This window comes from Methylorubrum subtropicum, from assembly GCF_038442325.1.
GTDB classification, from domain to species: domain Bacteria; phylum Pseudomonadota; class Alphaproteobacteria; order Rhizobiales; family Beijerinckiaceae; genus Methylobacterium; species Methylobacterium subtropicum.
Window position 1 is genome coordinate 26532 of record NZ_JBBXMW010000017.1, and the last position, 26279, is coordinate 52810.

General features: G+C 61.2%; 22 protein-coding genes and 3 pseudogenes. 11 read left to right on the plus strand and 14 right to left on the minus strand.

Annotated features, from left to right (window positions below; all coding sequences use genetic code 11):
* The first annotated feature begins 447 nt into the window (after positions 1–447).
* From AAHG03_RS20520 to AAHG03_RS20530, 3 genes and pseudogenes are all read left to right on the plus strand, one after another.
* Positions 448–2004: a phosphotransferase gene (locus AAHG03_RS20520; protein ID WP_342152830.1), complete on the plus strand. Its 1557-nt coding sequence runs from the start codon at positions 448–450 to the stop codon at positions 2002–2004.
* A gap of 97 nt (positions 2005–2101) precedes the next feature.
* A complete protein-coding gene (locus AAHG03_RS20525; RefSeq protein WP_342152831.1) occupies positions 2102–3700 on the plus strand; it encodes a hypothetical protein in 1599 nt (532 codons plus the stop codon).
* 217 nt (positions 3701–3917) lie between these two features.
* Positions 3918–4696 (plus strand): annotated as a pseudogene (locus tag AAHG03_RS20530) (transposase); the annotation flags it as partial.
* Here the strand turns inward: AAHG03_RS20530 and tnpC are convergent.
* The 9 genes and pseudogenes from tnpC to AAHG03_RS20565 form a co-directional block, all read right to left on the minus strand.
* A pseudogene (gene tnpC, locus AAHG03_RS20535) lies at positions 4635–5333 on the minus strand (IS66 family transposase); the annotation flags it as partial. The pseudogenes AAHG03_RS20530 and tnpC sit on opposite strands and share 62 nt — an antisense overlap.
* A complete protein-coding gene (locus AAHG03_RS20540) occupies positions 5299–5706 on the minus strand; it encodes an IS66 family transposase (RefSeq protein ID WP_342152832.1) in 408 nt (135 codons plus the stop codon). The pseudogene tnpC and the gene AAHG03_RS20540, both read right to left, overlap by 35 nt.
* A gap of 16 nt (positions 5707–5722) precedes the next feature.
* Positions 5723–5845, minus strand: a pseudogene (locus AAHG03_RS27115) (hypothetical protein); the annotation flags it as partial.
* An 18-nt stretch (positions 5846–5863) separates the two neighbouring features.
* Positions 5864–6034, minus strand: a complete 171-nt coding sequence (locus AAHG03_RS20545; RefSeq protein WP_342152834.1) for a hypothetical protein — start codon at positions 6032–6034, stop codon at positions 5864–5866.
* A 74-nt stretch (positions 6035–6108) separates the two neighbouring features.
* Positions 6109–6267 carry an IS66 family insertion sequence element accessory protein TnpB gene (gene tnpB / locus AAHG03_RS27120; protein ID WP_412759777.1) on the minus strand — a complete coding sequence of 53 codons (159 nt, stop codon included), beginning with the start codon at positions 6265–6267 and terminating at the stop codon, positions 6109–6111.
* Positions 6268–6305: 38 nt separating this feature from the next.
* On the minus strand, positions 6306–6455 hold the full coding sequence (gene tnpB / locus AAHG03_RS27125) for an IS66 family insertion sequence element accessory protein TnpB (protein WP_412759774.1): 150 nt from the start codon (positions 6453–6455) through the stop codon (positions 6306–6308).
* A 179-nt stretch (positions 6456–6634) separates the two neighbouring features.
* Positions 6635–6808, minus strand: a complete 174-nt coding sequence (locus AAHG03_RS20555) for a transposase (protein WP_342152836.1) — start codon at positions 6806–6808, stop codon at positions 6635–6637.
* Between the two features lie 244 nt (positions 6809–7052).
* Positions 7053–8012, minus strand: a complete 960-nt coding sequence (locus AAHG03_RS20560; RefSeq protein WP_342152837.1) for an ATP-grasp fold amidoligase family protein — start codon at positions 8010–8012, stop codon at positions 7053–7055.
* A 215-nt stretch (positions 8013–8227) separates the two neighbouring features.
* Positions 8228–8998, minus strand: a complete 771-nt coding sequence (locus tag AAHG03_RS20565) for a glycosyltransferase family protein (RefSeq protein WP_342152838.1) — start codon at positions 8996–8998, stop codon at positions 8228–8230.
* 97 nt (positions 8999–9095) lie between these two features.
* On the opposite strand from AAHG03_RS20565, the gene AAHG03_RS20570 reads away from it, so the two are divergent.
* The 5 genes from AAHG03_RS20570 (at position 9096) to AAHG03_RS20590 (ending at position 14189) form a co-directional block, all read left to right on the plus strand.
* Positions 9096–10358, plus strand: coding sequence for an alpha-mannosyltransferase (locus tag AAHG03_RS20570; RefSeq protein WP_342152839.1), 1263 nt, complete (start codon positions 9096–9098; stop codon positions 10356–10358).
* Positions 10355–11698 carry a glycosyltransferase family 4 protein gene (locus AAHG03_RS20575; RefSeq protein WP_342152840.1) on the plus strand — a complete coding sequence of 448 codons (1344 nt, stop codon included), beginning with the start codon at positions 10355–10357 and terminating at the stop codon, positions 11696–11698. Before AAHG03_RS20570 ends, AAHG03_RS20575 begins: the two co-directional genes overlap by 4 nt.
* Positions 11699–11732: 34 nt before the next feature.
* Entirely contained in the window at positions 11733–12005 is a 273-nt protein-coding gene (locus AAHG03_RS20580) for a PqqD family protein (RefSeq protein ID WP_342152841.1), read from the plus strand.
* A gap of 32 nt (positions 12006–12037) precedes the next feature.
* Positions 12038–12958 carry a hypothetical protein gene (locus AAHG03_RS20585; RefSeq protein WP_342152842.1) on the plus strand — a complete coding sequence of 307 codons (921 nt, stop codon included), beginning with the start codon at positions 12038–12040 and terminating at the stop codon, positions 12956–12958.
* A 115-nt stretch (positions 12959–13073) separates the two neighbouring features.
* Positions 13074–14189, plus strand: a complete 1116-nt coding sequence (locus tag AAHG03_RS20590) for a glycosyltransferase (protein ID WP_342152843.1) — start codon at positions 13074–13076, stop codon at positions 14187–14189.
* Positions 14190–14575: 386 nt separating this feature from the next.
* Here the strand turns inward: AAHG03_RS20590 and AAHG03_RS20595 are convergent, their stop codons facing one another.
* Entirely contained in the window at positions 14576–15427 is an 852-nt protein-coding gene (locus AAHG03_RS20595) for a radical SAM protein (RefSeq protein WP_342152844.1), read from the minus strand.
* A gap of 481 nt (positions 15428–15908) precedes the next feature.
* On the opposite strand from AAHG03_RS20595, the gene AAHG03_RS20600 reads away from it, so the two are divergent.
* Both AAHG03_RS20600 and AAHG03_RS20605 read left to right on the plus strand, forming a co-directional pair.
* On the plus strand, positions 15909–17423 hold the full coding sequence (locus AAHG03_RS20600; RefSeq protein WP_342152845.1) for a hypothetical protein: 1515 nt from the start codon (positions 15909–15911) through the stop codon (positions 17421–17423).
* Positions 17424–17711: 288 nt separating this feature from the next.
* Positions 17712–21011 carry a glycosyltransferase gene (locus AAHG03_RS20605; RefSeq protein ID WP_342152846.1) on the plus strand — a complete coding sequence of 1100 codons (3300 nt, stop codon included), beginning with the start codon at positions 17712–17714 and terminating at the stop codon, positions 21009–21011.
* 89 nt (positions 21012–21100) lie between these two features.
* Here AAHG03_RS20605 and AAHG03_RS20610 read toward each other — a convergent pair whose 3' ends face one another.
* From AAHG03_RS20610 to AAHG03_RS20625, 4 genes are all read right to left on the minus strand, one after another.
* Positions 21101–21958 (minus strand): sulfotransferase family protein, encoded by an 858-nt coding sequence (locus AAHG03_RS20610; protein ID WP_342152847.1) that lies wholly within the window; start codon positions 21956–21958, stop codon positions 21101–21103.
* 5 nt (positions 21959–21963) lie between these two features.
* Positions 21964–22866: a glycosyltransferase gene (locus tag AAHG03_RS20615; RefSeq protein ID WP_342152848.1), complete on the minus strand. Its 903-nt coding sequence runs from the start codon at positions 22864–22866 to the stop codon at positions 21964–21966.
* Between the two features lie 509 nt (positions 22867–23375).
* Positions 23376–24569, minus strand: a complete 1194-nt coding sequence (repC, locus tag AAHG03_RS20620) for a plasmid replication protein RepC (RefSeq protein WP_342152849.1) — start codon at positions 24567–24569, stop codon at positions 23376–23378.
* A 142-nt stretch (positions 24570–24711) separates the two neighbouring features.
* On the minus strand, positions 24712–24915 hold the full coding sequence (locus tag AAHG03_RS20625) for a hypothetical protein (protein ID WP_342152850.1): 204 nt from the start codon (positions 24913–24915) through the stop codon (positions 24712–24714).
* Between the two features lie 295 nt (positions 24916–25210).
* Between AAHG03_RS20625 and AAHG03_RS20630 the strand changes: the two genes are divergently transcribed.
* Positions 25211–26146: a site-specific integrase gene (locus AAHG03_RS20630; RefSeq protein ID WP_342152851.1), complete on the plus strand. Its 936-nt coding sequence runs from the start codon at positions 25211–25213 to the stop codon at positions 26144–26146.
* The last annotated feature ends 133 nt before the right edge of the window (positions 26147–26279 follow it).

The following is a 26279-nucleotide window of genomic DNA, read 5'->3' on the forward strand; positions in this document are numbered from 1 at the left end:
GCAAATCGAAGACAGGAGTTGTTCCGCGGGGTCCCGGCATTCGTTCCGGAGCAGCAGGCGATGCTGCAGGCGTGACGAACCGACATGCTACCGGTTTGGTGGACACCGTCATAGCATCAAAACCGAATCAGTTCGACCATTCAGGTCATTGCTTTTGACCCAATTCGGCTGCTCGGAACGTCGGCTCGCAGGCTTGTTACCGATCGTGGTGGGGCGGTCCCCGACACATGCCTTGGTGTGGTTCCAGGCTTGATCCGGCTGCCCGACGCGATTAACCCACGTCCATCGCCCCCAGAAGTAACCCACCAGCTTGGCGGGGAGGAATAGATATCTGGCACATTGAAAAATGCTCGTAGGCTTGACGGAGCTACACGCTTGCTGGCGCGCATCGCCCGCATTGCATTCTGGATGCATCGAATGCGAACTTAAGTAGGGTTTTCGCTGCACATGCCAATAGATAGCCGAAATCCTAAAATTTTCAAACTTGCTGATGTTAGATATGTAATTGTACAAGCCGGTGGCCTCGGAACACGTCTGGGCCGCCATACGCGAAACAAGCCAAAATGCCTACTATCGGTAAACGGTCGACCAATCATCTACTCCCTATTCGATCGGTTTCCCGATGCTATCTTTGTCGTTATTATAGATCATTTAGCCGATGTATTCGAGCGATACATTGCGCTTTTCCCGCCCCACGTACAGGTCATGACCGTGCGGGCGAGCGAGAAAGGTACTCTGGCAGGATTGAAGAGCGCTGCCGCGTTACTCCCTTCCGACAACGAGCCGTTCATGTTAGTGTGGGGCGATTTACGGTTGGGAGACCTACCCGATACCATCATCGGCGATTGTTTACGCCTCGGCTTGACATCGTCGTTCTCTTGTCGGTGGTCGTGGTCCACCGAGGCGGGACTCGCTGAAATAACCTCCGATAAGTTCGGCGTCATGGGTCTATTCGGCATACCGGACCGCCGCCTTCTAGCGGGCTGCCCAGACGCAGGCGAATTCGTTGAGTGGCTAGCCGAGAGCAACGTCCCCCTCGATCCGGTAATGATAGACAATGCAGCCGAGATCGGCACGGTCGCGTCACTGGCAGCACAAGTACGAAGTTCAAGTTCGGCCCGCTATTTTAACGTCGTAGAAATTCATCAAAGCACTGTCAGAAAGTACGCGCGGGATCCGCACTTCTCTCATCTCATCGATGATGAGATATCTTGGTACAAATCCGTAGCCGAACTAGGATTTTCAAATATTCCTACGCTTCTCACCGAAGTCCCGTTGACGCTAGCACGCATGCCTGGCTCTCATCCCTTCGATCTTGCGCTCGATCCTGCTAGCCAGGCACGCGTCCTGGGTGACATCGTCGAGGCGTTGTCCGACCTGCATCGCCGCGGCGCCCATCCCGGATCAGTGACATCTACCCAGCAAATGTATCGCGAGAAGCCTTTGATACGCCTGGAGGCAGTCCGGAAGCTTGCGCCGAACTTGACGGATCGCGAAGTGCTGCACGTCAATGGCCGCAGCTGCCGCAATATTCTCCATCCCCGCAACGTCGCGTGGTACCACGAACAAGTCGATACGCTCGGAGTCAAACCATTCACGCCGATCCACGGGGATCCAACTTTCTCGAACATCCTGATTGATTTGATCGGCAACCCTTGGTTCATTGACCCACGCGGTCGCTTTGGAGATCTATCTCTGTACGGTGATCCACGCTACGATTGGGCGAAACTTTACTACTCCGTCGTCGGCGGCTTTGATAACTTCAATTCAAAGCGGTTTGACTTGCATATTAATGGAAATTCCATCAAAATTGCCATCGACAACCATGGATGGAAGCATCTAAAACCCGTCATCGAACGCCATTTAGGTGATGACTTGGCCGCAATCAGAACCATTCATGCGCTAATCTGGCTATCTTTGAGTGGATTTGCTGTCGATGATTATGATTCCGTCATCGCTGCTTACGCGCTAGGTCTGTTTTATCTTGAAGACTCTACGTGCTGACCTACCCAGAGAGGCAGTTGTTTACGATCTAATTTAGGGCGTTTCGGCTCGCCAACTCTAGACGCGCGAACGTACTATAACACTGTCAGGCACCCCGATGACCCAGGATTTTCTCGCAAACATTCTGTCACGTGCTCTCAATGCAAAAGATGGCCATGCCCTTCTAAGGCCCTTGGCGCTTATATCATCCGATTTATCCGTCTTGGAAACATTCCTAACCGTTTCCTGCAATCAAGGACAGTTCGAAGACGCCTCCTTGACGTTACAGAGGCTAAAAAAAATCACGAATCTTAGCTATATAGACGCCGAAAAAACAGTCAAAATTGGAAGGAAAGTTCTAAAACTACTCCAATTAGATCCAAATAAGCTTAGTTTACAGAGTGTTGATTTGTATGAGCGCGGTGTATGGCATCACAGCGTTGTAACCCAGGCGGTAATAGGAGCTGCGGAACACTGCGGTCGTCTAGATAGTAGTTTTGCAAAGCCTCTAGCCGATGCTCTTGAAGCTGACGGATTTTACCTCGATGCGGCCGTGCTCGGCGCGCTGCGGCATCTTCTCGTGCTGGGGCGCGACGCCTGCGCAATTGCCTTTCTCGACCTGACAGTGGAGCGGCTCTCGATTACATCCAAAGCGGCGATCTTGGACTATGCAATCGCCTCTGCGGTCCATCGCGATGCGATGGAAGCCGCCCTTCACTACGCTCGGCGGTTCGAGCAAGTCACGGCCTGCACGACAGCCGGCTTTCGCCGTATCACATCTCATGTTGGTATCCGCGCCCGCAACCGGCCGGGTTGGGCCGAATCCTTGAGAGCGCTGCGTCCCGAACAGGCTGTAACCGACAGCGTAGTTGCGCCGTCGGTGCGTCCGTTTCCGTCCGAAGAGCCCGTATATCGATCCGATGGCCGGATCGACGTTTTCTTGAAATGCGTCAAGCGACCATTCGATATCCATCCGTTCGTATCATTCTGGATGGAGTGCTTCAATGATCCGGACCGCTACAGGATCGTGGTCCTCGACGATACCGGTCTCAATCTCAAAGATCACTACAGTCAATATAGCCCCAGCGCCAGCCACAGCATTCGAGACGGGTTTAACGAGGCGCATACTTTATTTTTGCAATCGCGTCGCCCCTTGAATCTGTTGGGTTGGGAAAGTATAGCAAATTTAACACCGTTTGCACAGACTAAATCGCGCTGGTTCTGGAACATCGACGCGGATGACATTCGGCCTCTTCTCAGCGAAAATGTTAATATGGGTCACATCCGTAGCAAGCTCCAAGATATAGAAAATTTCGCCGAAGACAGCGGTCTGATGGCCATATCGTATGATTTGTGGGCGTCGGTGCATTATCTTTTCGATCACGGATATCACTGGACGTTCGGGATTTGTCTATGTCGTTCTGAGCCCTATTTGCTCGGCCGCATGTTCGCCGCAATGGCTGGGTGCGATATTCCTTCATTTAGGATAAACCTCGACCATCTGCTTTCCCGCCTATCAGATGGTCGCCTTGGGGACCATGAATTTAGTAGATACTTCGCAAGTTTTATATTCGATAGAGTCATGGTACTTCAAAAGGACCCTCAAGGGAACGAAATCTATCACATGCATCAATCTATGAAAAAGCGAATAGGATACGACCCGGATATGCGCCGATATGTGCAAGACAGGCTGCATCCTAAGACGGTCGTTATATAACTATATCTTATCAAAGCGAATCGTGCTACTTGAGAAACAATGCAATATATCTGCGATAATAAGCACATAATGGCTGGGGTGATGCTGCATGACGACTGCCATAGGCTGTCGAACAGCGTGGAATATCAACCCCTGATCTGCGTCTAAAATTAGCTATAACTCACTTTTGGTGCAGGCGGGTTGATGGATCTCGGATTCAGCCGTCGGAGATCCTGCCATGCCTCATAGCCTTCGTGTTGGTTCGATCGTTCCTCCAGATCTCGTCATCGATCACATCAAGGTTGGAGCGTGCCTGACCATCACCGCTCAGCCGAAAGCCGCCTCAGCCCGGTGTCCGAGGTGTGAGGGCATCTCGTCTCGGATGCACAGCCGCTACACTCGCACCCTGTCGGATCTGTCAGTCGCCGGCCGGCGCGTCGTCAACACGGTCAGCGTCCGCCGTTTCCGGTGCGTCGGATCAGGACACGATGTTGCGGACCGTGCGCCGCCGGGCCCTGAGGCCGAGGGAACCCCTCAACGTGATCGGCATCGACGGTTGGGCGTTCCGCCGCGGGCGCCGCTACGGCACGCTGATCTGCGATCTGCAGCAGCGGCGCGAGCTTGCCCTCTTGTCGGATCGCGAGAGCGGCACCGTCGAGGCATGGCTCTCCGCCCATCCCAAGATCGCCGTCCTCGCCCTTGATCGCGGCGGTTGCTACGGCGAGGCTGCGACGCGGGCGTTGCCCGTGGCGACCCAGGTCGCCGACCGCTGGCACCTGATGGAGAACGCCAGCGCCGCCGTCCTCGATGCCGTGCGCAAATCGACGGCCGCCATCCATCCGCACGGCGGTGCGCGCCACCACGATCGATCCCAACCGGCTGATGCGTGTGAGCACGTCGCGCAGTAAGCCTCGGGATCGAGCCGGTTCAGCTTGGCCGTCTCGATCAGGATGTAGAAGGCGGCCGTGCGCTCGGCCCCGAGGTCGTAACCGGCGAACAGGTCGTTCTTGCGCCCGACCGCCACGCCGCGCAGCGTACGCTCGGCCGCGTTGTTGTCGAGCGCGATGCGCCCGTCGAAGGCGCGGGTCAGTGCTGGCCAGCGCGCCATCATGGTGCGTAGCGCCTTGGCCAGTTCAGACCGCCCGGGCAACTGGGTCAGGTTGCTTTCCGCCCACACCTTCAGCGTCGCCCCCAGCGGCTTCGCGCGGGCCTGCCGTTCACGGGTGCGGGCGTCGGGCGTCTTGCCGTGCAGCTCACGCTCGATCCCGTAGAGCGTGCCGATCCGCACCAGCGCTTCTGCGGCCAGCACCGAGCCGGTCGCGGCATGCACGTCGAAGATCCCGCGGCGCACGTGTGCCCAGCAGGCTGCCTCCGTGAGCGCACCATCTGGGCGGGCTTCCTCGTAGAGCTCATTGAAGCCGGCATAGCCGTCAGCCACGAGCACACCGGAGAGGCCCGCCAGATGGGCGAACGGGCGCTCGCCCCGGCGGTCGGGCGAAGCGAAGAGCACGGCCGCCGACGCACGGGCGCCACCGCGGGGGCGCTCGTCGCGCACATTGGTCCAGAGCCGGCTGGTCCGGGTCGTGCCGCTGCCCGGCGCCAGCACCGGGATCGGCGTATCATCGCCGTGCAGGACGGCCGAGCCGGCGATCACCTCCCGGCGCAGCAGATCGACCAGCGGCCTCAAAGGTGGCCGCGGTGGCGCCGAGCCAGCCGGAGAGCGTCGAAGTGGCCAGGTCCACGCCGTCACGGGCATAGATCTCGGCTTGACGGTAGAGCGGCAGGTGATCGTCGAACTTCTCTACAGCGATGTGGGCGAGCAGCCCCGGTCCGACCCGTCCGCGGGGAACGGCGTGGTGGGGTGCGGGCGCCTGCACCACCTGCTCACAGGCACGGCGGGCGAACGCCTCGCGCATGTGGCGCACGATCTTGAACCGGCCCGGCACGTAATCGGGACTCTCGGTCACATCCTCGCCGATCCGGAGTAAGCCCCCGCCGCAGGCGGGGCAGGTGCAAGGGGGCGGCATGAACCACGCTCTTGCGCGGCAGGTGCTCGGGCAAGCTCCGCCGGGCCGGCCTGAGGCGGGCGGTCTCTACCGCCTCGGCGACGGCCGACGCGGGGGCCAAGCGTTCGGCCGCGTCGGTCTTCAGCGCCTCGATGAGCAGTTCGAGTTGCTCGACCCGCTAGCCGATCTCCTCGGAGGAGGCGCCGAACCGCGCCCGCTTCAGCCGGTCGAGTTCGAAGCACAGCTTCTCGACCAGGGTGTCGGCCTGGACCGCCTCGCGCGCCATGCCGACGATCAGACGCTCGAGTGCGTCGACGTCGTCGGGCAGCAGGGCAGGATCGAGAGTCACGCCAACAGCTTGAGCCTGGCCGAGGGGGCTCCCCACAACCTCGGTCCCGCATACGGCCGCCTCGGTGGTCTGCCTCAGCCCGCGATCCTCGGCCGGTCGGTGCGCAGCGGCGCGCGCCAGTCGATGCCCTCCAGCAGCATGGCGAGTTGGGCCGGCGTCAACGCCGCCGCGGTCCCGGCGGTGGCCGGCCAGACGAAGCGGCCCTTCTCCAGGCGCTTGGCGAACAGGCCCAGGCCCTGGCCGTCCCACCATAGCCCTTGATCAGGTGCCCCTACCGCCCGCGGAACACGAAGGCCTGCCCCGAGAACGGATCGCGGGAGAGATGGTCCTGCACGAGGGCGGCCAGACCATCGAAGCCCTTGCGCATGTCGGTGTGTCCGGTGGCCAGCCAGACGCGCGAGCCGGACGGGACCGGGATCATCGGTGGAGCAGCGCCGCGATCACGCCCTGCAGCAGCGTCAGGCCCGCACCCGCCTCGGCCCGCAGCCGGTGACCGCCGGCCAGCTCGATCACGATGATGCCCGACCCGGCCGGCCTCTCGATAGCCGCAGCGGCGGGAGGCGGCAGGGCGAGTGGGACGAAGGCCGTCCGGGCTTGCTGCTAGGCCAGCACAGCGCGCCGCCAGTGGAACAGTAGGCTGGAATGCAGGCCATGTCGACGCGCCACCGCCGAGGCGGTCGTGGCGGGATCGTCCGCCTCGGCCAGGATGGCCCGCTTCGCCTCGGGCGACAGGTTCCGGCGCGTACCGGCGACGATGATGTGAGGGTTGGTCATGGGTCCAGACACAGGGCCGATACAGCGCCATCCGACGCCAGTTCCTGTATCCAGAGCGGAGCGCTACCCGCACAAGCCGGCCGTCACCGAGCGCTTCCGCCGTCAACGGCCTCATAAGATAGAAGAACTCTGCTTTGCTGTCGTGTCGCGATCAGCGCACATCGCCACCTCAAATCCCAGGCTATTGAGCATCAATCACAGTGACAGGAACATAGTCACGCGTCAGGCCTACTTCGACGCCGACTTACATCCGACGGTGGGGCTGCCCCCAGCGACGCGTCGCGATTGCCAGCCACGCTCTGGTCCTTGGCCAACGTATATTCCAATAGGATCCCATCACGAGATCCGTATCGTCGGGCTGCAAAGTAACCATTCCGCTGTATGAATACAAAGTTATTTCACCAATATACACACATTCGTCCACAAGGTAAAAATCAACACGACAGTGGTCCAATTCGGCACCCAATTTCTCGGCGGCCGCCAACGCCAGATCGAAACACAAAGGTTTTTCGGGAAGTGAGGAGAGGTTGTATCGACCGCGCCATGAATACCGTTGCCAATTTCGATCAACGAATCCAAACAATTGGTTGCGATCAAGCCCCAATTCGACGTACTGAGCGTATCTGGCCGTTCCGTCGAAGACAAAAACCTTGAGTTCCGGTGGCGGCTGACCTGTGGAGGAGACCAAGAGCGGCTCGATGACAATTCGGCGGGGAACGTCGAGATATCCCGGCTCCCGTGCAACGGTACCGTGGCAATGGGCCAGCCACTTCCTAACTTTGTTTATGACTTGATTTCGATCAACGATTTGGTCTTGCGCTACAATCACCGTATGACCGAAGCCATGCGAGCTCTTGATGATATAGGGCCGAGGAAGCTCATCAAAAGGAATATCTTTTGGGTCCTCACCAATCCACAGCTGTGGAATTAGCAAGGATGAAAGGCCGCGCGAGGCAATGTAATGCCGCACGGAAATTTTATCCGACAGCTGCGTAAACAGCGCAGATTCAATAAATAATTTTCTCCACTGCATCTTCTCGCTAAATCGCACCGGCCTAAAAAGGTTCAGCTCGCGGTTCAGCCTAGTCCGATAGCGGAGCCTCACGGCGTCGATTTGTCTCTTCCAATCCTTCAAGCGCTCCGGCGCCATTGTCCACAAGAAACTTAATAGACGTTCTTTGATTTTCTGTGAAAAAGCATGCATCGCATCGCTCGATGGAAAGGACATAAGATCAGCCCAAGCAGGTTAGGCATGCTTCATATCGGTTCATGGAAAATGTGCCGGCGGCGCTCGGTGATGTGATCGATCGGCTCTTGGATTCGTTGCAGGGCATGCGGATGGCTGCTGCTGTCATGCTGCGTTACGCGGGTCATTCTGATAACGCTTATCCACCGGAACAACGTCGCGGGTGTTCCCGTCTACTCCGGTGCATGGATGACTTCGAGGTCCGGCATGCCCCAGCACTGAATTCCCATGTCGGACGCCATGATCCCCAGCCCTTCCGTTTCGATCTCGCCGCGCTCCCAGCAGGAATGGACGGGGCGAACGTTCTCGTTTGAGACGCCGTAGCGGAATGCTGGAAAAATCAGGCCGTCCCTGTGATGGTCCGCTTTGACGAGCAGGACGGTGCCACCGACGGCATCGAGCCGCACTAAAGACTGTCCGCGATAGTTTTCGAGCCAGCGCGTGCCGTGATGGGTCCAGCCGTTCCGATCGAAGGTCGGGCCGCCGGGGCGTGTCACGCAATGCGGCTGAACGATCTCGCGTCCCGTGGCCAGCAGTTGCTGGATCAGGTCCGACTGGAAACGGATGACGTCGACGTCGAGCCACAGAACCCACGTCTCATCGCGCAGGGCCGAGAACAGCAGGTGGTTGCGCGCCCGGGCGAGCGTCGTGCGACGGGCTTTCTGATAGGCCGGCATCCAGCGCGGAACCTGGGCGGGCATGTTGAAACCGAAGTCCCGCTTCACTAGGCTGACGCGATGGCACCGCCGTTCGAGCCTCTCCACGAGGCTTTGCGCAAGAGGCCATGTCGCATCGGTGCTGTCGCTCTCCAAGAGGCCGATCGACAAGGCTTCGACAGGATACCGCAAGGCCTCGATACGCTCGACGTATGCCGGTAGGTGGGAGGCGCAATCCTTAATCGGCGTCAAAATAACCACGGGCGCTTCGAGCAACGGTTCGTCCATCGGTAACGATTTCCCCGCAGGTCTCGCCATCGGCAAATGCGATGCCGGATCGGTCCGACCAGAGTCAATGTCCTCCGAGCAACCGGCGATGTTCTCCATGACCGATCCCGCCACGCTCGCGGCCGAACTCGCAGCCCACCGCGAAAGGCTGGAGCCCTACCAGCAGAGCCGTTTCAGGCGCGACGGTATCGTCGTCTGCGCCGGAGGCGCCTCGGTCTTCACCAATGCATACGTCCTGATCCGCCTCCTGCGGACCGTCCTTCGCTGCGCGCTCCCGATCGAGGTCTGGCATATCGGCGCGGGCGAGATGTCGGCGCGGATGAAATGGCTACTACGCGATCTTTCGGCCGAACCAGTGGATGCGGAAGCCGTCATGATAGCTCAAGGAGTGCAGATCAAAGACGGCTGGCAGTTGAAGAGCTTCGCCTTAGCCCATTCTTCATTCGCGCGCGTCCTGCTGCTCGATGCCGACATCGTGCCGGAACGGGATCCGGCAGAACTGTTCGCGTGGCCGGAATTCGAGGCGGCTGGTGCGGTGCTCTGGCCCGACATCTGTTCCATCTCGGCCGAAAACCAGATCTGGGCCGCGTGCGGCCTTCCGCCCCGTACGACGCGTGCCGTGGAAAGCGGGCAGGTGTTGATCGACAAATCCCGCGCTTGGGACGCCCTGCAGATCATCGTTTTTCTTAATACACGTCGGGAACACTATTATCGCATTGTCTATGGTGACAAAGATTTGTTCCTGATGGGATTTTTCATCACAGGCCAATCTTACCACTTGGTTCCACACTTACCCTACACCGACCAGCCATGGTGTCTGTTCCAACGGGACTTCGCGGGCGAACGGCTGTTCCAGCATCGATGCGGCGCAAAATGGCGCTACCGAGATCCCCAGATGGCCGTACCCGGCTTTCGCTTTCAGGAGGCGTGTGAAGTGGCTCTCGCGACACTGCGGCGCACGTGGAGCGGTCGCGTCTTCAACGCACCAGTGCGTTCGCCCGAGGCACAGAAGGAGGAGGCGCGGCTCTCAGCGGTGGGATCGGTCGAACTCATGACGCCCGGCCAAGCCCCGGTCGCACTCGACCTACTTCAGGGCGGCGACATCTTCGACGATTGCACCTCTGGGCTTGTCCATTGGTATTGCATCGGCAGCAACCCTGTTACGCTGGTCTTGATCGATCGCTTCCAAAACTCGACGAGGTTCGAGTCCGCCGGTGGGGGGCGCTGGGCGGAGGAACACGCATCGGCGTCGGTCCTGATCGAGGGGCGTGGATCGCGGTCCGACGACCGCCCGGCGGCGCCCGACAGAAGATGGAATTGGTCAGAGTCGAATTATAGTTTTGACGGCGACGATGGATGATACAGATCGCCGATGAGCCCGATGCATCGACGATGGCACGCACACGGAAGGACGGGATTTGGCGGCGGTCGTCCACCGGCGACACAGAAGAGAAGCACCGGTCCGGTTCCATGTACCTAGGTATGAAACCGCGCCCGCGCGTCCTTGTGATAGCGCCGATCCGCCCGGCAAGAAGCGGCAACGGCCTAGCGATGCGAGTCTCGCTCTTCGTCGAGGCCGCCGAAACCTTCGCCGATGTCGACGTCGTCGTGGTTCCCGTCGCAGGGGCGATTTCCGCTCCGCTTCCGGCCTTTCGGGACACGACGCGCCTGCACGACGCGCCGGCCTATCCCTGCAGGGCCCTGTCCCTGATGAGCCGCATACCGGTCGGTGAGAGGGCCGACGCCCTTCTGGCCTACGGGCGCCCCAGTTTGAGCGGCTGCCTAACTGACGAGGCCCGAAAACTCGTCGCCCGTCTCGCTTCGACGCGATCCTTCGATCTGGCCGTCGTAATGCGCAGCTACATGCTGCCGCTGGCGCAGGCGGTTGGGGATACGACGGCCCTTGCACTCGACCTCGACGAGGACGAATTTGGCTCGGCGCACAGCCAGTCACGGATCGCGCTCGCACGTCGTCAGAGTGGGCACGCCGCCTGGCTGCTGGCGGACGCCACCACCACGGACCGGATCATCGCGCTTCACCAGAGCCGTCTGTCCGCATCCTTCATCTCCTGCGAGAACGACGCGGCTACGCTCCGGCGGCGCCATCCCGGTCTGCACCCGATCATCGTGAACAATGCCGTGGAAATCCCTCGCGCGCCGAAGCGGCGCCACGACGGGCGAACGCTCCTGTTCGTGGGGGCGTTCGGTCATCTTGCCAATGTCGACGGGATACTGTGGTTCGCCGAGAATGTGGCTCCACGGCTGCGCGTGCCGCGTGGCTTTCGCCTCGTCGTCGCGGGAAACGGACCGCCGCACCGCGTCTTGCAACTCGGCCTGCGTCCCTGCGTCGAGATCGTCGGCGGGTTCGAGGCCACCGCCCCACTCTATGCTCGAGCGACGGTCGCCATCGCTCCGATGCGGTTCGGCGGCGGAGCACGGACCAAAATCATCGAGGCGGCCGCGCACGGCGTCGCGTGTGTCACGCATGAGGCAAGCGTCAACAGGAGCTTGGCGGAAGCCGGCTGGAGTGCGGGTAACACGCCCGACTTTGCGATAGCCTGCGCCGAAGCCCTGCGGGACCATGAAGGCCGCAGCGTGCGCGAAGCGTCCGGCCGGACCATCGCACGCATGCTGTACGATCGGACGGCGGTGATCGCTCGCCTTGCCCGGCAGCTTGCGCTTCTGGCATCCCTGTGGTGAGACGATCCCCTGAGAGGAAAAAGTCGAGAAAGCAGTGCCTGCCGATACGCGATTCGAACATACATCTGCACTCGAAACCTTCGAGGCAGGCGATGGGTATGTCCTCTACGACGAACTCCGCGACCGGGTGCATTTCCTGAATCCGACCGCGGCGATCGTCTACGAACTCTGTAAGGGCGGAAGCAGCCTCGCAGACATTGCGGGGGAACTGAGCGACGGTTTCGGGCTCGATGCACCACCGCTCGACGAGGTGGAGCAGTGCCTCGAAAGTCTCGAAGCAGAGCATTTGATCCGCCGGCTGGGATGATCTTAGCCCGCACGCTCAGGCGGACGTTCCTGTTGCGCGGCCCCCTGCCGGGTGATTGCTTCGCCTTCCTGCATGCCGATCCACGTCTTCCGACCTCAACGGAGCGGACGGAGATCATCGACGTAGAGTTGCGCAGCGACGGATTGTTGTCGATGACTTGCTCTTGGGGGCGCCAAGCGACCGGATCGGCGCGCGCGCTCGCTCGAGCCCTCGATGACTCGATCTACCGTCTGGCAGCTTCGGACGAAGGGCCGACGGCGGCCTTGAATGGGAGCATCCTTCGCATCGGTGAGGTTCGTTGCCTGCTCGTCACGGAGTTTGACGGCGACCTGAGCGATCTCGCTGTCGCCCTGATCCGCCGCGGTGCCGCGTTCGAGGGGATCGCCCGTATCTTCTTGCGCGTCGGCGGAGTCGTGGCCCATCCGGCCAAACCCCGCTTGAGGCACTTCCGCCTCGCCGCGGTCGGTCTCTCGCATGCCCACGGCGAGCTGCCCACGCTGCACGCCGACGCCGACTTGAATCCCAACGCAGCATTCTGCGCGATCGACCCACGTATGGATGGCGTCGAGTGGTCGGTGATGGAGGGGCCGGTCGGAGTGGTCTTGTTCGTCGAACGCAACGAGGGCGGTCGCTCGGCGATCACGAGTCTTCGTTCCGAGACGGCGTTCGCCCACCTGCTACGGAACACGCGGCATCCGCAGCGGCCCGACGTGCGGGCGCTTATTGGTCTTCGCACGATGAGCGAGAACGCTCATGCGTTCCGCCTGACGATGGGGGATCCCATCTCGGCTGCTGCTCTCATTGCCACGCAGATCTTCCACATGCGCGTTGACGAACCGGGCGAGGTGCGTCAGGAATTTCTCTATGAATGGGAGACGCCACATGCAGTCGAACGCTGTCGAGAAACAGGAGCAGGTTGCAACCCCGGCGCCTCGCGGCCGGGTGGTGAGTGATCGGGCTCGGAGCATCATGGCGCGCACGCGTTACCAGGCTCCTGCCGTCAAGTCCTTCCCGATCTCGGGGCATGATCAGACCGGCCCGATCAGCATGATCGGCAACATCTGACGGATGTCAGTTACGGCCGCGCTCATCGTTCTCAACGAAGAGCGCTTCCTTCCGGGTTGCCTTCGCAGCCTGGAAGGCTGTGTCGATGAAGTTGTTATTGTCGACACTGGATCGACCGATCATACGATCGATATCGCCCATGCCGCCGGAGCTGCCGTGTCGTCGTTCACTTGGAACGGCGATTTTGCTGCAGCTCGGAATGAGGCGCTCGAACGAGTCACGACTCCTTGGACTCTCTATATCGACGCTGACGAGAGGGTGTCCGTACCGGGCGGGGCCGGGATCGGGCAGGTTCTTAATCTGGCTGAACACGCTGGCGGCTATGTGCGGTTCCGACCGCGTCCCGGCTATTCTTGCTACCGCGAGCCGCGCTTGTTTCGATCGGACCCGGCTATCCGCTTCCGGGGGCGGATCCATGAGACGATGGTACCGGATCTCCTCTCGTATGCTAAAGAGCATCGCTTAAAGATTCCCGTAACTTCGGTCTGTATTGATCATTTTGGCTTTGAAGGAGATCAGTCCCACAAGGTCGTTCGCAACATTCCGTTGCTGGAGACGGAAGTGGAGGCGTGCCCTGGCCGCGCCTATTGTTGGCATCATCTCGCAGAGATGCTCGCGCTGGATGGACGCCACGACGAAGCTGTTACGATCTGTCGACGGGGTTTGGCGGCCACGCGCGACGTCGGTACCGACAAGGATCGTATGGATCGGCGTCAGCTCGCTCAGACGCTCACGCGCCTTCTCATTGAAAGGGGCGAGGACACCACTCACCTGATCGGGGCGCTGCTGCGGGAAGACCCAGACGATTTTGGCTCACTCTATCTCGCAGGTCGCTCTTCTCTTTTACGTGGCGATGCAGAAGACGCGTTACAGAAGGGCCGGCGACTGGTGGGTATTGATGCCAGCGCTCTGGAAATCGGTTTAGTCGCCTACGACCTGCGGCTCTTTGGAGAGCTTGCCTGGGCACTACTCGGCGCCGCATACCTTCAAGCTGGACAGCGACCGGAGGCAGGAGAAGCATATCGACAAGCTTGGCTATGCGCTCCCGACAACACGGCGTATCTCTGCAAGGCCGTTGGTCTTGGCTCAAATGTCGGCCGATCAACCTCGGCGACTTAAACTAGTCCGAGCTAACTTTGACTACGTCTGAAAGACGTAAAAAGGTCAAATAGACGATTGATAGCGGTCGGCTTTGAGCGCCTAACCGAACTGACAGATGTGTCTGAGCGCAACTAGGTTGTTGGCACGTAACGCATCCGGCGGAACGCGGGATTTTGCTAGGACGCAGATCCGTACGAAGGCCGGTGTGCGGGCGTTTTATTCGGAAGACGGGGAACACGCTGCAGGCTAGCTAGCGCGTCGCCAGTAGGATTTGCGGCTTCCCCCCAGATTTCGCGTTGCTACTTTGCAGCTAATGACTGCCGATCAGGATCAGGACACCGAGACTGCGGACCGTGAAATGGACAGAGCCGGCGTGGAAGCCCGTGTGCACACCGCAGATTGGGTTACGATGCTTCACGCCGTCGCTCGGAATGGATTGGTATCGGCAAATCGAAGCGCTCAGGTTCGGCCGGGCACATCCCACAGACCTTCTCAGCCTTGCGTGCGAGGAACGCTCGCAACTCCGCTTCGGAACAGTCCGGCTGAAGGGCCTCGTAGGCGAGATAAGGCGCCCAGATATCGTCGAGCTTATACTTCTCGTGCTGCATCCGCAGGTACGCCAAAGGAGGGCATTTCCAAAGCGCTCCCTCGAAGAGTTGCATGCAAAAGCGAGCCGGACATTTCTCCCAGCTCTGATCCGGCAGCCCGTCCGCGTAGGGCCGCATGGCCGAGCCTTCGCCCAGATAACGGCGCGTCCATTTTTTCGCAGATGCGTACGTACCGATCCAGATATTGTAGTTGGCTCGCCATTCGTCGAGCATCTCCATCGTTGGGCGAAGACGCTCCGTATAGGCGGGCGAATCGTGATGGATCGAAACGTAGAGGCGTACGTTTCCCAGTTCAGCCATGACACGGGGCAAGTCGGGGTGCCGAGCCAGGAGGAAGCCGTTGCTGACTAGACGAATACGCGCGTCCGGCCAATGCCGCCGAACCAGCGGAAGGAACTCGGGGAAATTCGGATGAATGGCGGGCTCGCCGCCCATAAGTGAGAACTCGTTCAACGCGATCCGCGGCGCCCAGCTAGCCATCCATCTTTCTGCCTCTTCAAGGCTGGTGAGACCCTTATGACCTTGATTGGAGAAGTGCGCGCAACTCTCACACGCTAGGTTGCAGCTGTGAGCCACATGCATTTCGATTCGGGCGAGCTCGATCACACCGGTGGCCTCATGCGGGACTGATACGGTGCCTAGCCTCATACAAGCAGGTTGGGCACGGCCAGAGAAGGAAGCGTTCGTTCATTTTTGTGGCTTGTTTGTGTGCGCTCGATTATCAGCGTTCGGTCGCGAAGGCCGGTATCGGGACCGCCGCTATGGCTTATATCTCGCAGCGTAGACGAGCTGTGGCAAAGACAATTTTCATGAAGACCGCTGCATGGATCGCCGTACGCGAAGATGCCGACGACTGGCTCTATGGCCTGACATACCCTCAGACTAGATGTCCGGTGCTCCGAGGCGTCCCGGCCAAAGGGGTCGCCGCACCGATATTCGGCCACGTTCGACCCGTCGGAGCCGCACGCGACGCATGACTGGGAACCGGCCCTCCCGGATCGGCACGCCAGACTGAGCCGCACCAACATGCCTGTGCGATATCCGCACCGCAGCGAGACGGGCGTCGGGAAAGATACTGCTTCGTGCTGATGAAATAGATTGAGGGGCGATCCACGAGGTATCGCACGCATTGGAAGGCTATGACGTGACCGTACAAAGCGATTTCGTCTTGCTACGCATCCTCGGCAACGATCTTCCACCTCGCCACGAGAGCGGGCAGACGGTACGAAATCTGCGCTTCATCCTGGAGCATGAGCCGCAGCTCACTGGCTGTAGCAAGGTCTGGATCCTCAACCGCATCGTATGCCCGCGCGTCGAAGCCGAATTGATCGGCCTGCTCGAACGGCATGGACGGCGCTACAACCGCATTCCGTTCGACGCCGACGCCTATCGCCGTGTCGGGTGGAGCTTCGAACACATGTCCAAGACAGGATACCTCGAAGGGCCGGCTTGGGACGCACTGTCGGAATTGGAGAAACAGCGGATCAACGAAAAGACCTACGAGTTCAAGAACCTCTACGTTATGAACAACAACGGTGCGCGCAACCATGCGCTAAACCTCGGACGCTCCCTAGCACGCTGGGTGCTCCCCTTCGACGGAAACTGCTTCTTCACCGCCTCCGCCTGGGATCAACTCAGAGAGCATGTCCTGGCGCAGCCGGACCTTCCCTATTTCATCGTGCCGATGGCGCGCATTATCGACAACGCCGCGCTTCTTGAGCCTGACTTCGTGGTCCCGGCCACGCATGAGCCGCAGGTACTCTTCCGGTCCGATGCACGCGAAACCTTCGACGAACGTTTCCGCTACGGAACGCGGCCGAAGGTCGAGCTTCTAATGCGCCTCGGCGTACCTGGCGTATGGGACTACTGGAAGATCGATTCCTGGGAGCTGAAACAGCCCGATCCATCCCTGGATGCCGGTCGTTTCGCCCAAGCCGGCTGGGTCGCACGTCTGTTCTCCGGGCACCCCGAACAGGAGCGCGTGACGGCAGAGGCGATGCTGTTGCGCGGTCGCGCGCGGCGCTCCGGCATCCTCTCGATGATCGACAGTTTGGATGAGCGCCTGCTGCGCGAAGACTGGGAGGCCGGACTTCAGCCGTCGACTCCTGAAGGGGGCGAGGGGTCAGGCCGTCGCGAGGAAGGCAGCGAACCATGGGAGCACCGTGACGACCAGACCCGTGCGCAGAAAGCCATCGACGACATCGACAGCTCGACGCTCGCGTCGACGCTCATGGGCGCTGTGCGGGGGGCCGAGCGCGCTGTCACTCTCCTTCAGACTCGGTTCGTTGACGCGCGGGCGCCGACGGGACCAAGGTGGGATACCGCCCCTGCCGACACGGAGAGGCTGCAGCGCTTCGCGCTGGCTGTCCACACCCTGCGCCGAGCGAGAACGCTGTCCGAACGCGACGAGGCGACGTTCCGGGAATGGCTCCACCATCGAACCGCCTGGCCAACGGAGGGCAACCTGGCACAGCCCGCCCAGACGGTCACGTGCGATTCCGGAATGGCCCTCGATCTGTGGCACCTGACCGTCGCCGCCTACCTCGGTGACGCCCGTTGCGTCATCAATCTGCTCAAGGCGAACGATTTCAGGCTGTATCGCTCGACCGGCCGCGATAGTGGACCGCCCGCGAATGCGAGGTGACCAGACATTCGCCCTGCTGCACCGGTCCGGTTCAGCCGTCGTGGCCGATCCGCCGCGCCGCCGCACCGGGAAGGGCCAGGCGCAAACGTGCATGCCGGCCCAGGACGGTGCGTCCGCCCGCTCTCAACGCTGACGCTGCTCGCCTGCCGCCTCAAGCAACCGGTCGACAAACGGTCATGAAGCGGACTCAGAGTCCTTGCGGCGCGCTGGTAAGCCGGCCAGACATTGGATACGGCGTGCTTCTTCGCCGAATCATGCCGCAAATATCGTCGCGCCGGAGCTAGTCGGTTGAATCGCTTGGTTACGCCGCCGGAGCTTGCAGCGTCTGACCTGGCTCGCTTTCTCGAACGAAGCGACTCCGATGCATGCGAGGCAGTGCTGACGGGTCGGATCGACGCAGCCGCCCTGGCCATGGCGCTCGAAAGTCTGAACGCGCGCAAAGAAATTCACCCCATCATCCGCCTTGCTGAAGCGGTGGAGGCGAGCGGCCGGGGGGCGAACCTTTCCGATGACGTGCAGGTCGTACTCGGTCGCAACTACGCGCGCGCCCTGCTAACCGCGTTCGTGCCGGGCAGGGCTGCCGACATCCTGACCTCGTTGGCTCCACAGGCCGAGCGCGTGCTCTCCGGTCCGGCTCAGATTGATCTGCGCCTGCTACTAGCACACTGTCAGCTCAAGGCTGGCCGTTCGGAGGCGGCGCTCGCAATGCTGGCCGATACCGAACGGCGCTGGCCCAACGATTGCCATGCCTTCGTCCTGCATCTCGAACTCCTCGCCAAGAGCGATCCGCAGGAGGCCCTCGCTCTACTGCGCCGCATTGAGGCCGATCCCGTTCTTGCACGATGCCTTGAAGGGCGAGCGGTCCTGCGCGGCAACGTGCTTGTCGCTTCGGGTCTCCCGGGCGAGGCCTTGGCCCGCGCGGAAGCCACAATGGGCGACGAACTCAATGCGCTGCACGCCCTCGTCAACGCCCAAGCCGGTGTCGGCGACCGCGTCGCCTGGGCGAGTGCCATGGATCGATACCTGCGGCTGGCTTCACGGTCGGAGTTGGGCATCTGCAAGACAGCGGATGGCGATATCCTCACCTCGTTCGGCCGGGAGAAGGCACCGGCTCCACCCGCTGTCGCGCCCGCCCCGCGTCTAGCCGTGATCTTATGCGCTTATAACGCGGCAGATACCTTGCGTTCCGCGGTCGCAAGTGTGCTGGCGCAGACATACGAAGCCTTCCGGCTGATTCTTGTCGATGACGGGTCAAAAGACGGTACGGGCGACATCATACGCTCAATCGCCGCCGCCGATCCACGGGTTTCGATCATCGAGAATTCAGCAAACCTTGGGGTCTACCGCTCCAAGAATTCGGCTCTGAAACTTGTAGCCGCCGACTATTATACCTTTCTGGATGCCGACGACTGGATGCATCCTGAGCGCCTTGGCCGAGCGATGGCCATCATCGAGGCCACTCCACGCATCGCGTGCGTCTATTCGCGTTGGGTCCGCATCGACCGCTCCGGCCGATTGGAGACGCCGCCAATGGAGAATAGGGCGTCGAGCCTGTTCTCCCGCAAGATCATCGAGGAAGCCGGAGGCTTCGATCCGGTCCGATTCAGCGCCGATGCCGAGTTCCAATGGCGCTTGCGCGCACGGTACGGCAGCGATGCGGTCGTTACCTCGCCCGATGTGCTGACGGTGGGCCTGCGCCATCCTGCCTCGCTTACTTCCAGCGCCCTGAGCGGCTTCGACGCCTTCGGCAGCAACATCCTGCGGTCCACCTACGCCGAGAGCTTTTTGCGCTGGCACATGGATACGCCCAAGCCGCGTATGCCGGCGGAGATAGAAGAGCAACCGCGCGCCTTTGTAGCACCGGTCGAGATGACGCGCCTATCGGAGGCCGAGCCCGACCTCGATCCATTCGCCGCAGCCCATGCCGCCGCCACGGCTGGAGGCGGGGTTCCGATTGTCGTCTGTTGGCCCGATGCAGCGCCTGGCGGTCATAACTGGGGCGACAATCTCAACCCGTTTCTCGTGGAGCTGCTTTCCGGACGTCCGGCGATCAACGCGTCGCATCCTGATGCTGACCGCAACGCCTCGATGCATTTCGTGATTGGAAGCGGCCTCGGAGGCGCTGGTGCCGAAGCGCTGATCTGGGGCAGCGGTTTCATCAAGGCGGGCCTGCCCTTGCGTGCGTCGGTGAACAGGATCCGCGCGGTCCGCGGTCCCCTGACAGCACGGCGAATCGCAGAGGCTGGGGGCGACACGGCACTACCAATGGGCGACCCTGCCCTGCTGCTGCCTCTGTTCTACCGTCCAGAGATCGAGCCGCGCTACGACATCGGCATCATTCAGCATTTTCGCGAGGCTGGGACCGAGCCGCTTCCGCGTCTTCCAGTAGGCACCAGCGTGCGCTTGATCGACATCACCGGTGGCATCAAGCAAGTCATCGATGCTGTGCTCTCTTGCCGTCGCATCCTATCCAGCTCTCTGCACGGGCTCATCGTCAGCCACGCCTACGGCGTGCCAGCCACTTGGATGAAGATAAGCGACCGCCCGCTAGGCGATGACTTTAAATTCCATGATTACTGGGCCTCGATCGGCCACGCCAACTACGCTCCGCTCGACGCGCGAAACGGCGCACGAATCGACCCTGCCGTTGGAGTATCAGCTCCGGGAGAGGTCATGGTTGACCTTTTCGCCTTGCTCGAAGCTTGCCCCTTCATAGCCGCATCGCGGCGGCGGAACTTGATCGAAACGGCCAGGGCACACACCGAAGGACGCACGATCCTGGCTTGGCATGCCGGTCGGCGTCTGAAGGCGGAGCCTAAAGCCTCACATCCTACGTACTTGTCCCCTCCGGCTAACCGCTGGTGTATCTTCACCAGTGCCGGCGATCATAGCCACGTCTCTAATTGGCAAATCGGCACCAGCGTGCCAACGGACTTGATCATTGCCTTCTATGGTGACAGCGATGACGAGTTCGAAAAGTTGAAGCAAGTCTCCAGGGCCTGCATCCGGATCAAAGGATCGAAGTTCCAGAATCTCAAATGGCTTGCTGACAAGCGTCCTGATTTGTTTGAAAATTACAGTTACATTTGGGCCTGCGACGATGATATCATAATGTCTTCCGACCAGATTGTTCGAACATTCGAAATCAGCGAGCGGCTCGATTTGTGGGCGGCGCAGCCGTCCTTCAACAAAAATGGAAAAGCTCCGCACCTCATCACACACTCACAGTATCCGACCTGCGATGTTCGATTGACGACATTCATTGAGGTGACGTGCCCCCTGTTCCGCGCCGACAAGCTGCGCGATTTTCTCTACATTTATGACGGATCGTTAATAGGCTGGGGTATCGATTGGTGGTTCTGCCATTATCTCGGCTCGGAGACGAACTGGCGGTTGGGCATCTTCGATTGCATTGAGGTGACGAATCCTCTGCCAGATCAGCGTCGCGGTGGCGTACGCGAGATCCTGCGTATGGCGACCAACGAAGAGCGCGAAGCCCAGTGGCGAACCGTGCAGGCCTCGCGAGGAATTCCCGAGGTTCGGCACCGTGTACTGGCGCGGCTCACGTTATCGGAGGAGCAATCTTGAGACGGCATCGTTCGAAGCGCCAATCCCGAATGCCACCGTCACCATGCGTGCCTTGCGGCGGTTCCTTCTTCAGGATTTGCTGGTTTGGCTCAGCCCGTCTGTTGCCATTCTGCCGGTACGGCGTCGCCGAAGCGGTCGGCGCAGTAATCGTAGACGGGCTTTAAAATTTCGCGCGCTGCTTGGAGTCCCGGCCCCTCGACAGTATAGGGGTCGGCCGCGAAGTTCACTCTCTCCTCGTTGTTGAAGGGCATGTCGGAAATGCCGAGCCAGCGGCATAGATGAGTGCTGAACTGAGGCCTGAACATGGTCTCATAGAAGGTTGTGTAGACTCGTCCCTCGCCAAACACCGACAGGAGCCGTTCGATCAGAAGATCGTAGCGTGAATAGGCCACGTCTCGCGGATTATTGAGTTTGGCAAGAACGTCGGTATCGGTCGCCCGCCGACCCAACTGACGCCCATTCATCCGTGCAGCCGAAACGAGCCTTGCCACGGGTTCGCGCATGAGAAAGACGACGCGCGTATCAGGCCAAGCGTCGCGCATTCGAATTAACGCATCAATGTCCATCTCCGCGTAAGCTGGAGTGAAATCGCCGAACACCCTGTGGCCGGGCCGCACGTGACGTGCGAAGAAGTCTGTCAGTGTCAGGCCGCCGCCAAGCAGCTGGAAGTAGTCGAGCATGGCAGAGACCTCATCGAACGCGTTCGGAGGACTATCGATGCGAAGTGCGGTCATCGCTCGCTTCGCCCGCGTCATGTAGCGCTCAAGTCGCTCGGTTTGCTTCGGATAGCTCGCATCGAACCAGTGCATCTCCTTCAGCGGCGGGAGATACACTTCGGGATGGCGGCGTAGGTTGGCGTGAAGCCAAGTGGTTCCTGATTTTTGCGCACCAACGCAAACTAGCAGCGTTTTGCCGTACAAGCGACCATCAGGCAACATCACCGTCATTGCAGTTAAACCTTTCGCGAGAGCAGGATATCATAGTGTGTCGATAGCCGTGCACTGACGATGCGCGGATGATGCGCCCGCGCGATGTCGAGCCCCTCGGCAATAAGAAGGCGCCGCGCGTCCTGGCTCAAAGTAAGTGCGGCATCGGCCGCGCGCCGGAAGTCGTCGGCGTCGTCCGGCCGGAAGAGCAAGTTGTGGCCCACTTCCGGCAGTAGAAGGCGCATTGGTGGAAGATCAGGGGCGACGATGACACCGCCGCAGCTCATCGTCAACAGGGCGACGCCCGAGGTCAGCATGCGCTTGTACGGTAGAACGACGGCGGCACTGCCACGCAACAGGGCCGGCACCTCGTCGTCGGGCACGTAGCGGATGTCGAAGTCGATGTCGGTGCGGTCTCCGTGGCATTCCGCGAGGGAGGCGGCCACGTCGCCGACACCGCTGAATCGTAGGCGCGCGCCCCTCTCCGCTAGGAACTCGGGCGGGAGGTGATTGATCATGTCCGCGAAGCCCTTCTGCGCGCGCATGGCGCCGAACCCCAGAAGGGTCCGACTTGGAGCTGCCGGAAGCGCCGCCGTCAGTGTCGCCGCGGATTCGTAGACGTCGAGGGAGGATGGATGCGGCAGGATCGCGATCCGAGCCGCGTCGCCGATCTGCCGCCGCATGAGTTCCGCGGCGTGTGCGTCGTGCACAAGCACGAGATCGGCCAGTCGGCCCACCGCACGCCGCAGCATCATGAAGGTATCGATGAATACCCCTGAATGGGGCTCCTCATTGTGAATGGTCAGCACCACCCGCCCGCCACGGTTTTGGTAGGCTTCGAGAACATGGGCGAAACGCTCGCCGCGTCGCCTCGCCTCGAGCTCGTCGGCACAGCCTGTCAGAGCGAATTCTTCCCACTGGACATGCACGACGCTGCCAACGCCAAGCGCGTCGACGGCCTGGATGTTAGAGAACGCGTAGGTATGATGCCCGTCGAAAGCAGAGGTAATCAGCTTGACATACTTGCTTTTGGGGTAGGCACAGAGAAAGCGGATCGTCGGCTCGGAAATCGGTCGGGTTCCTTCAGCTTCAGCGCATGCCTAGACAGCAGCTCGCCGGTAGGACGCGCGACGCCTAACACCTCACTATCATCAAAGTGCAGGCTGCGCAGCGCGATTGGATCAAGTCCTGCATGAAGCACTTCGGCGGGATCGCCGACGACCGGCGTTACCTTCGGGCTGGCCCTCCCTAGCGGGGTATGACCGACCCGATCTCAGTAGGCCGCCCCACTGGCGGCCTCAGCACGACAGCCGACCGACGAGCGGACGGGCATCAAAATCATGAATTGCGGCGACTGGCAGTGACGACTGCCTCACGATTCCGACAATGCCACAGGGTCGCGTCTAATCGTCGGGTTTGAGCACGGGATAGGCATCCCTCATGTCATCCTCCTGCGTCGCATCGCCATGAGTTCAGCTGGGATATCGTAGCGGCCTTCGGCACAGAGCCGCACAAGCTGGCGGAAGTAGCCGCCGGGGTTCCGGATCCTCGTCTCGCCGCGCTCCGCATCATCCGCGTGCAGCTGCGCAACGATCAACACGAGGAGCGCAGCACGCAACCGGCCGAGGTCCCCGACCGCTTCGGTCCAGGCCGAAGGGTGCGCACCGATCGAGCCACGCAGATCTTGCCCAAGCACCACCAGCGTTTCAGCAGAAACGTCTTCGTCGGGGGTGAAATCGGTGATGATTGGGCAGGCTCCAGCCACCAGCGTCGGGTCCAGATCCACCCTTTCCCGTTCGTTTGGAAGAACGGCGTCAGCTTCCTTCGGGAAGCCTTTTGGACAAGAATCGCTAGAGCATCCGTTGTCTGTTTCTTTGTGCGGGCTGGAATTGCCGGCACAGCCGGCTTCCATGAAGCGTTCTTCGGCAATACGGCGAAGATCTCCCCAGGCTGCCAACAGCTCCGGCGTGACATCGCTTCCGCTCCGACGCTTCGGCGAGGACGTTTGTAGGTGCGCGAGCCGCGCGACGAGGTCGTGAGAGAGCTTTTCCGGGTATCGTGTAGCCAGACCCAGGAGGGCTTCCTCGGATGCCCGGCGACAGACGGTCAGAAGATCGAACGAACGGCGCTTGCGCTCGGTCTCGGCCGCCATCGATCTCAACCGCTCCGCCCATTCACCGGCACGTGCGACGAGAGGCGTCAGGTCGAATCCGAAGGCATCGACGATCGTGCCGTCGGGCGTGCGGATCGCGTAGCGCTTCCCGTTGGCCGAATCCTTGGGCGTAACCAGCTCCAGTCCGATGAGATCGCGCAGCGCGTAGCGCACGGCCCGCTCCGACAGTCCCGTACGCTCGCCGAGACGCTCGTTTGATGGCCAGACCAGCAACCGATCCCAGGGCTGCTCGCCCCAAACGGCGGCAAGCTCCGCGAGTACTTGGCGCAGTGCCGGACGCAGGCGTAAAGCCTTGGCGGCATCGCGGGCGTGACCCGCGAGCTCGCGTCTCGAGATTGTGCGGCCCGCATCGAGCGCACGTCCCCGGCCGGCGAGAGCGGCACGCGTCAGCGGCCTCCCACCGGTATGAACCCTCTCCACCTTCAACCTCCATCCTGGAGGCAAAGCGGGACCGTTCACCCCGAAGGATGTTCTTGACGGCTCGGCGGGTTCGGGGGATAAGGAGGTGCGAATCGCCTTTGATCGCCCCGGCTTCCCCGCCAGGCATCTGAGGTCCAAAGGCCCTGGAGCTCCCCAGCTCCGGGGCCTTTTGCTTTGCCGGTTACATCTGTTTCATCTCCGCGAACGTGCTTTGAAGCGCGTGGACGATGGCGGTTCGCCTATTAGGAAACCGGCCGGCCTTGACGGCCGCGTCGATCGCCTCGCGCACCGCCGCCGGCAACCAGACGTTCGTCTCGACCTCGCCGGAGGCCTTGCGGCTCTCCCGCAGACGCTTCACGCGGGCCTGGGAACGGACGTCGGGCATCGGTGGCACCATCCACGACTCGTAGCGCTACGAGTCGTGGACCGATTCTCGAGCGAGAGTCGAGTCGCGGGTCAGATTCGCCGGGGGATTTACGGTATGGCGATCTTTCGGTGCATCGCCCGGCCGGCGTGGAACTTCGTACGGTCCCGCGCCCTCCCCTACTCGGAGGTGTTTTGCGATTTGCGACGGACGTGCCCGGTGATCCGCGGGCGGCTCTGAACGAGAGCTTAGGTCTGATAACGCTTCCTTATCAGACCTTGCCGTACGAATCGCAGGAGGATACCAGGCCGACCCGATGCAGACCCTCCCCGCGACCGCTCTCGCCGCCGCCCGTTCCTTCGCGGAAGAGGCGCTCGCGCCCGCTTCGCGCCGCGCCTACCGGGCGGACTGGAACCACTACATGGACTGGTGCGAGGCGCATGCTCTCGCACCACTGCCTGCGCCGCCTGAGCAGGTCTCGGCCTATCTCGCCTCGATGGCGACCACCCACGGCCGCGCCACAATCGAGCGCCGGCTTGTCACGATCGGACAGGCGCACAAGCTCGCGGGCCATCCCTGGGTTCGAGCGCATCCGGCCATCCGGGCGACGCTGCGCGGCCTGTTCCGCCGTCACGGCATACCGACGCGAAAGGCGGCCGCCCTCGGCGTCGCCGAGACCCGCCGTCTCGTCGCCATCTGCGACGGGTTCGCGGGTCTCCGCGACCGAGCTCTGTTCCTCGTTGCCTTCGCCGGAGCCCTTCGACGCTCCGAACTCGCCGCCGTCCGGGCCGGCGACGTCGCCTTCGGGCCCGACGGCCTGCGCCTCTTCCTGCCGGCCTCGAAGGGCGATCAGGAGCGCGAAGGAACGATCGTGGCGATCCCTTCTGGCGAACACGCCGCGACCTGCCCCGTGCAGGCCTTGCGCCGCTGGATGACGGCAGCGCCGACCGAAGGCTTCGTCTTCCGCGCTATCCGTGCCGACGGCACGGTCTGCGAGGCGGGGCTGCACCCGGATTCGATCGGTCGCATCGTCAAGAAGCGCGCCGTCGAAGCGGGGCTGTCGGCCGGGCCGCGCGAACGGCTCTCGGCGCACGGCTTCCGGGCAGGCTTCATCACCGAGGCCTACCGGGCCGGCGCGCGCGATGCGGCGATCATGGAACACTCGCGCCACCGCGATCTCAAGACCATGCACGGCTACGTCCGTCGCGCAAAACTCTTAGCCAACCATCCTGGCCGTGACCTTGGGCTTTGACTTGTTTTTGTACGATATCCGTCTTAGCCGATATCGTGCCTGCCATACGGACCGTTGTCCCGCACGGCGCTGAAAGCGAAAACCAAGCATGGGTGTGCTTGACGATTCGGTGATAGTGATGAGGACCTCTACG

Bases quoted from the DNA above. Each gene is read 5' to 3' on its own strand.
- AAHG03_RS20520 (WP_342152830.1), top strand. From the start codon at position 448: ATGCCAATAGATAGCCGAAATCCTAAAATTTTCAAACTTGCTGATGTT.
- AAHG03_RS20630 (WP_342152851.1), top strand. From the start codon at position 25,211: ATGCAGACCCTCCCCGCGACCGCTCTCGCCGCCGCCCGTTCCTTCGCG.
- AAHG03_RS20540 (WP_342152832.1), bottom strand. From the start codon at position 5,706: ATGCCGCCCCCTTGCACCTGCCCCGCCTGCGGCGGGGGCTTACTCCGG.
- tnpB (WP_412759774.1), bottom strand. From the start codon at position 6,455: ATGATCCCGGTCCCGTCCGGCTCGCGCGTCTGGCTGGCCACCGGACAC.
- AAHG03_RS20560 (WP_342152837.1), bottom strand. From the start codon at position 8,012: ATGCATGCTTTTTCACAGAAAATCAAAGAACGTCTATTAAGTTTCTTG.
- AAHG03_RS20625 (WP_342152850.1), bottom strand. From the start codon at position 24,915: ATGCCCGACGTCCGTTCCCAGGCCCGCGTGAAGCGTCTGCGGGAGAGC.
- AAHG03_RS20610 (WP_342152847.1), bottom strand. From the start codon at position 21,958: ATGACGGTGATGTTGCCTGATGGTCGCTTGTACGGCAAAACGCTGCTA.
- AAHG03_RS20590 (WP_342152843.1), top strand. From the start codon at position 13,074: ATGTCAGTTACGGCCGCGCTCATCGTTCTCAACGAAGAGCGCTTCCTT.
- AAHG03_RS20555 (WP_342152836.1), bottom strand. From the start codon at position 6,808: ATGACCAACCCTCACATCATCGTCGCCGGTACGCGCCGGAACCTGTCG.
- AAHG03_RS20565 (WP_342152838.1), bottom strand. From the start codon at position 8,998: ATGGACGAACCGTTGCTCGAAGCGCCCGTGGTTATTTTGACGCCGATT.
- AAHG03_RS20525 (WP_342152831.1), top strand. From the start codon at position 2,102: ATGACCCAGGATTTTCTCGCAAACATTCTGTCACGTGCTCTCAATGCA.
- AAHG03_RS20575 (WP_342152840.1), top strand. From the start codon at position 10,355: ATGATACAGATCGCCGATGAGCCCGATGCATCGACGATGGCACGCACA.
- AAHG03_RS20570 (WP_342152839.1), top strand. From the start codon at position 9,096: ATGACCGATCCCGCCACGCTCGCGGCCGAACTCGCAGCCCACCGCGAA.
- AAHG03_RS20595 (WP_342152844.1), bottom strand. From the start codon at position 15,427: ATGAGGCTAGGCACCGTATCAGTCCCGCATGAGGCCACCGGTGTGATC.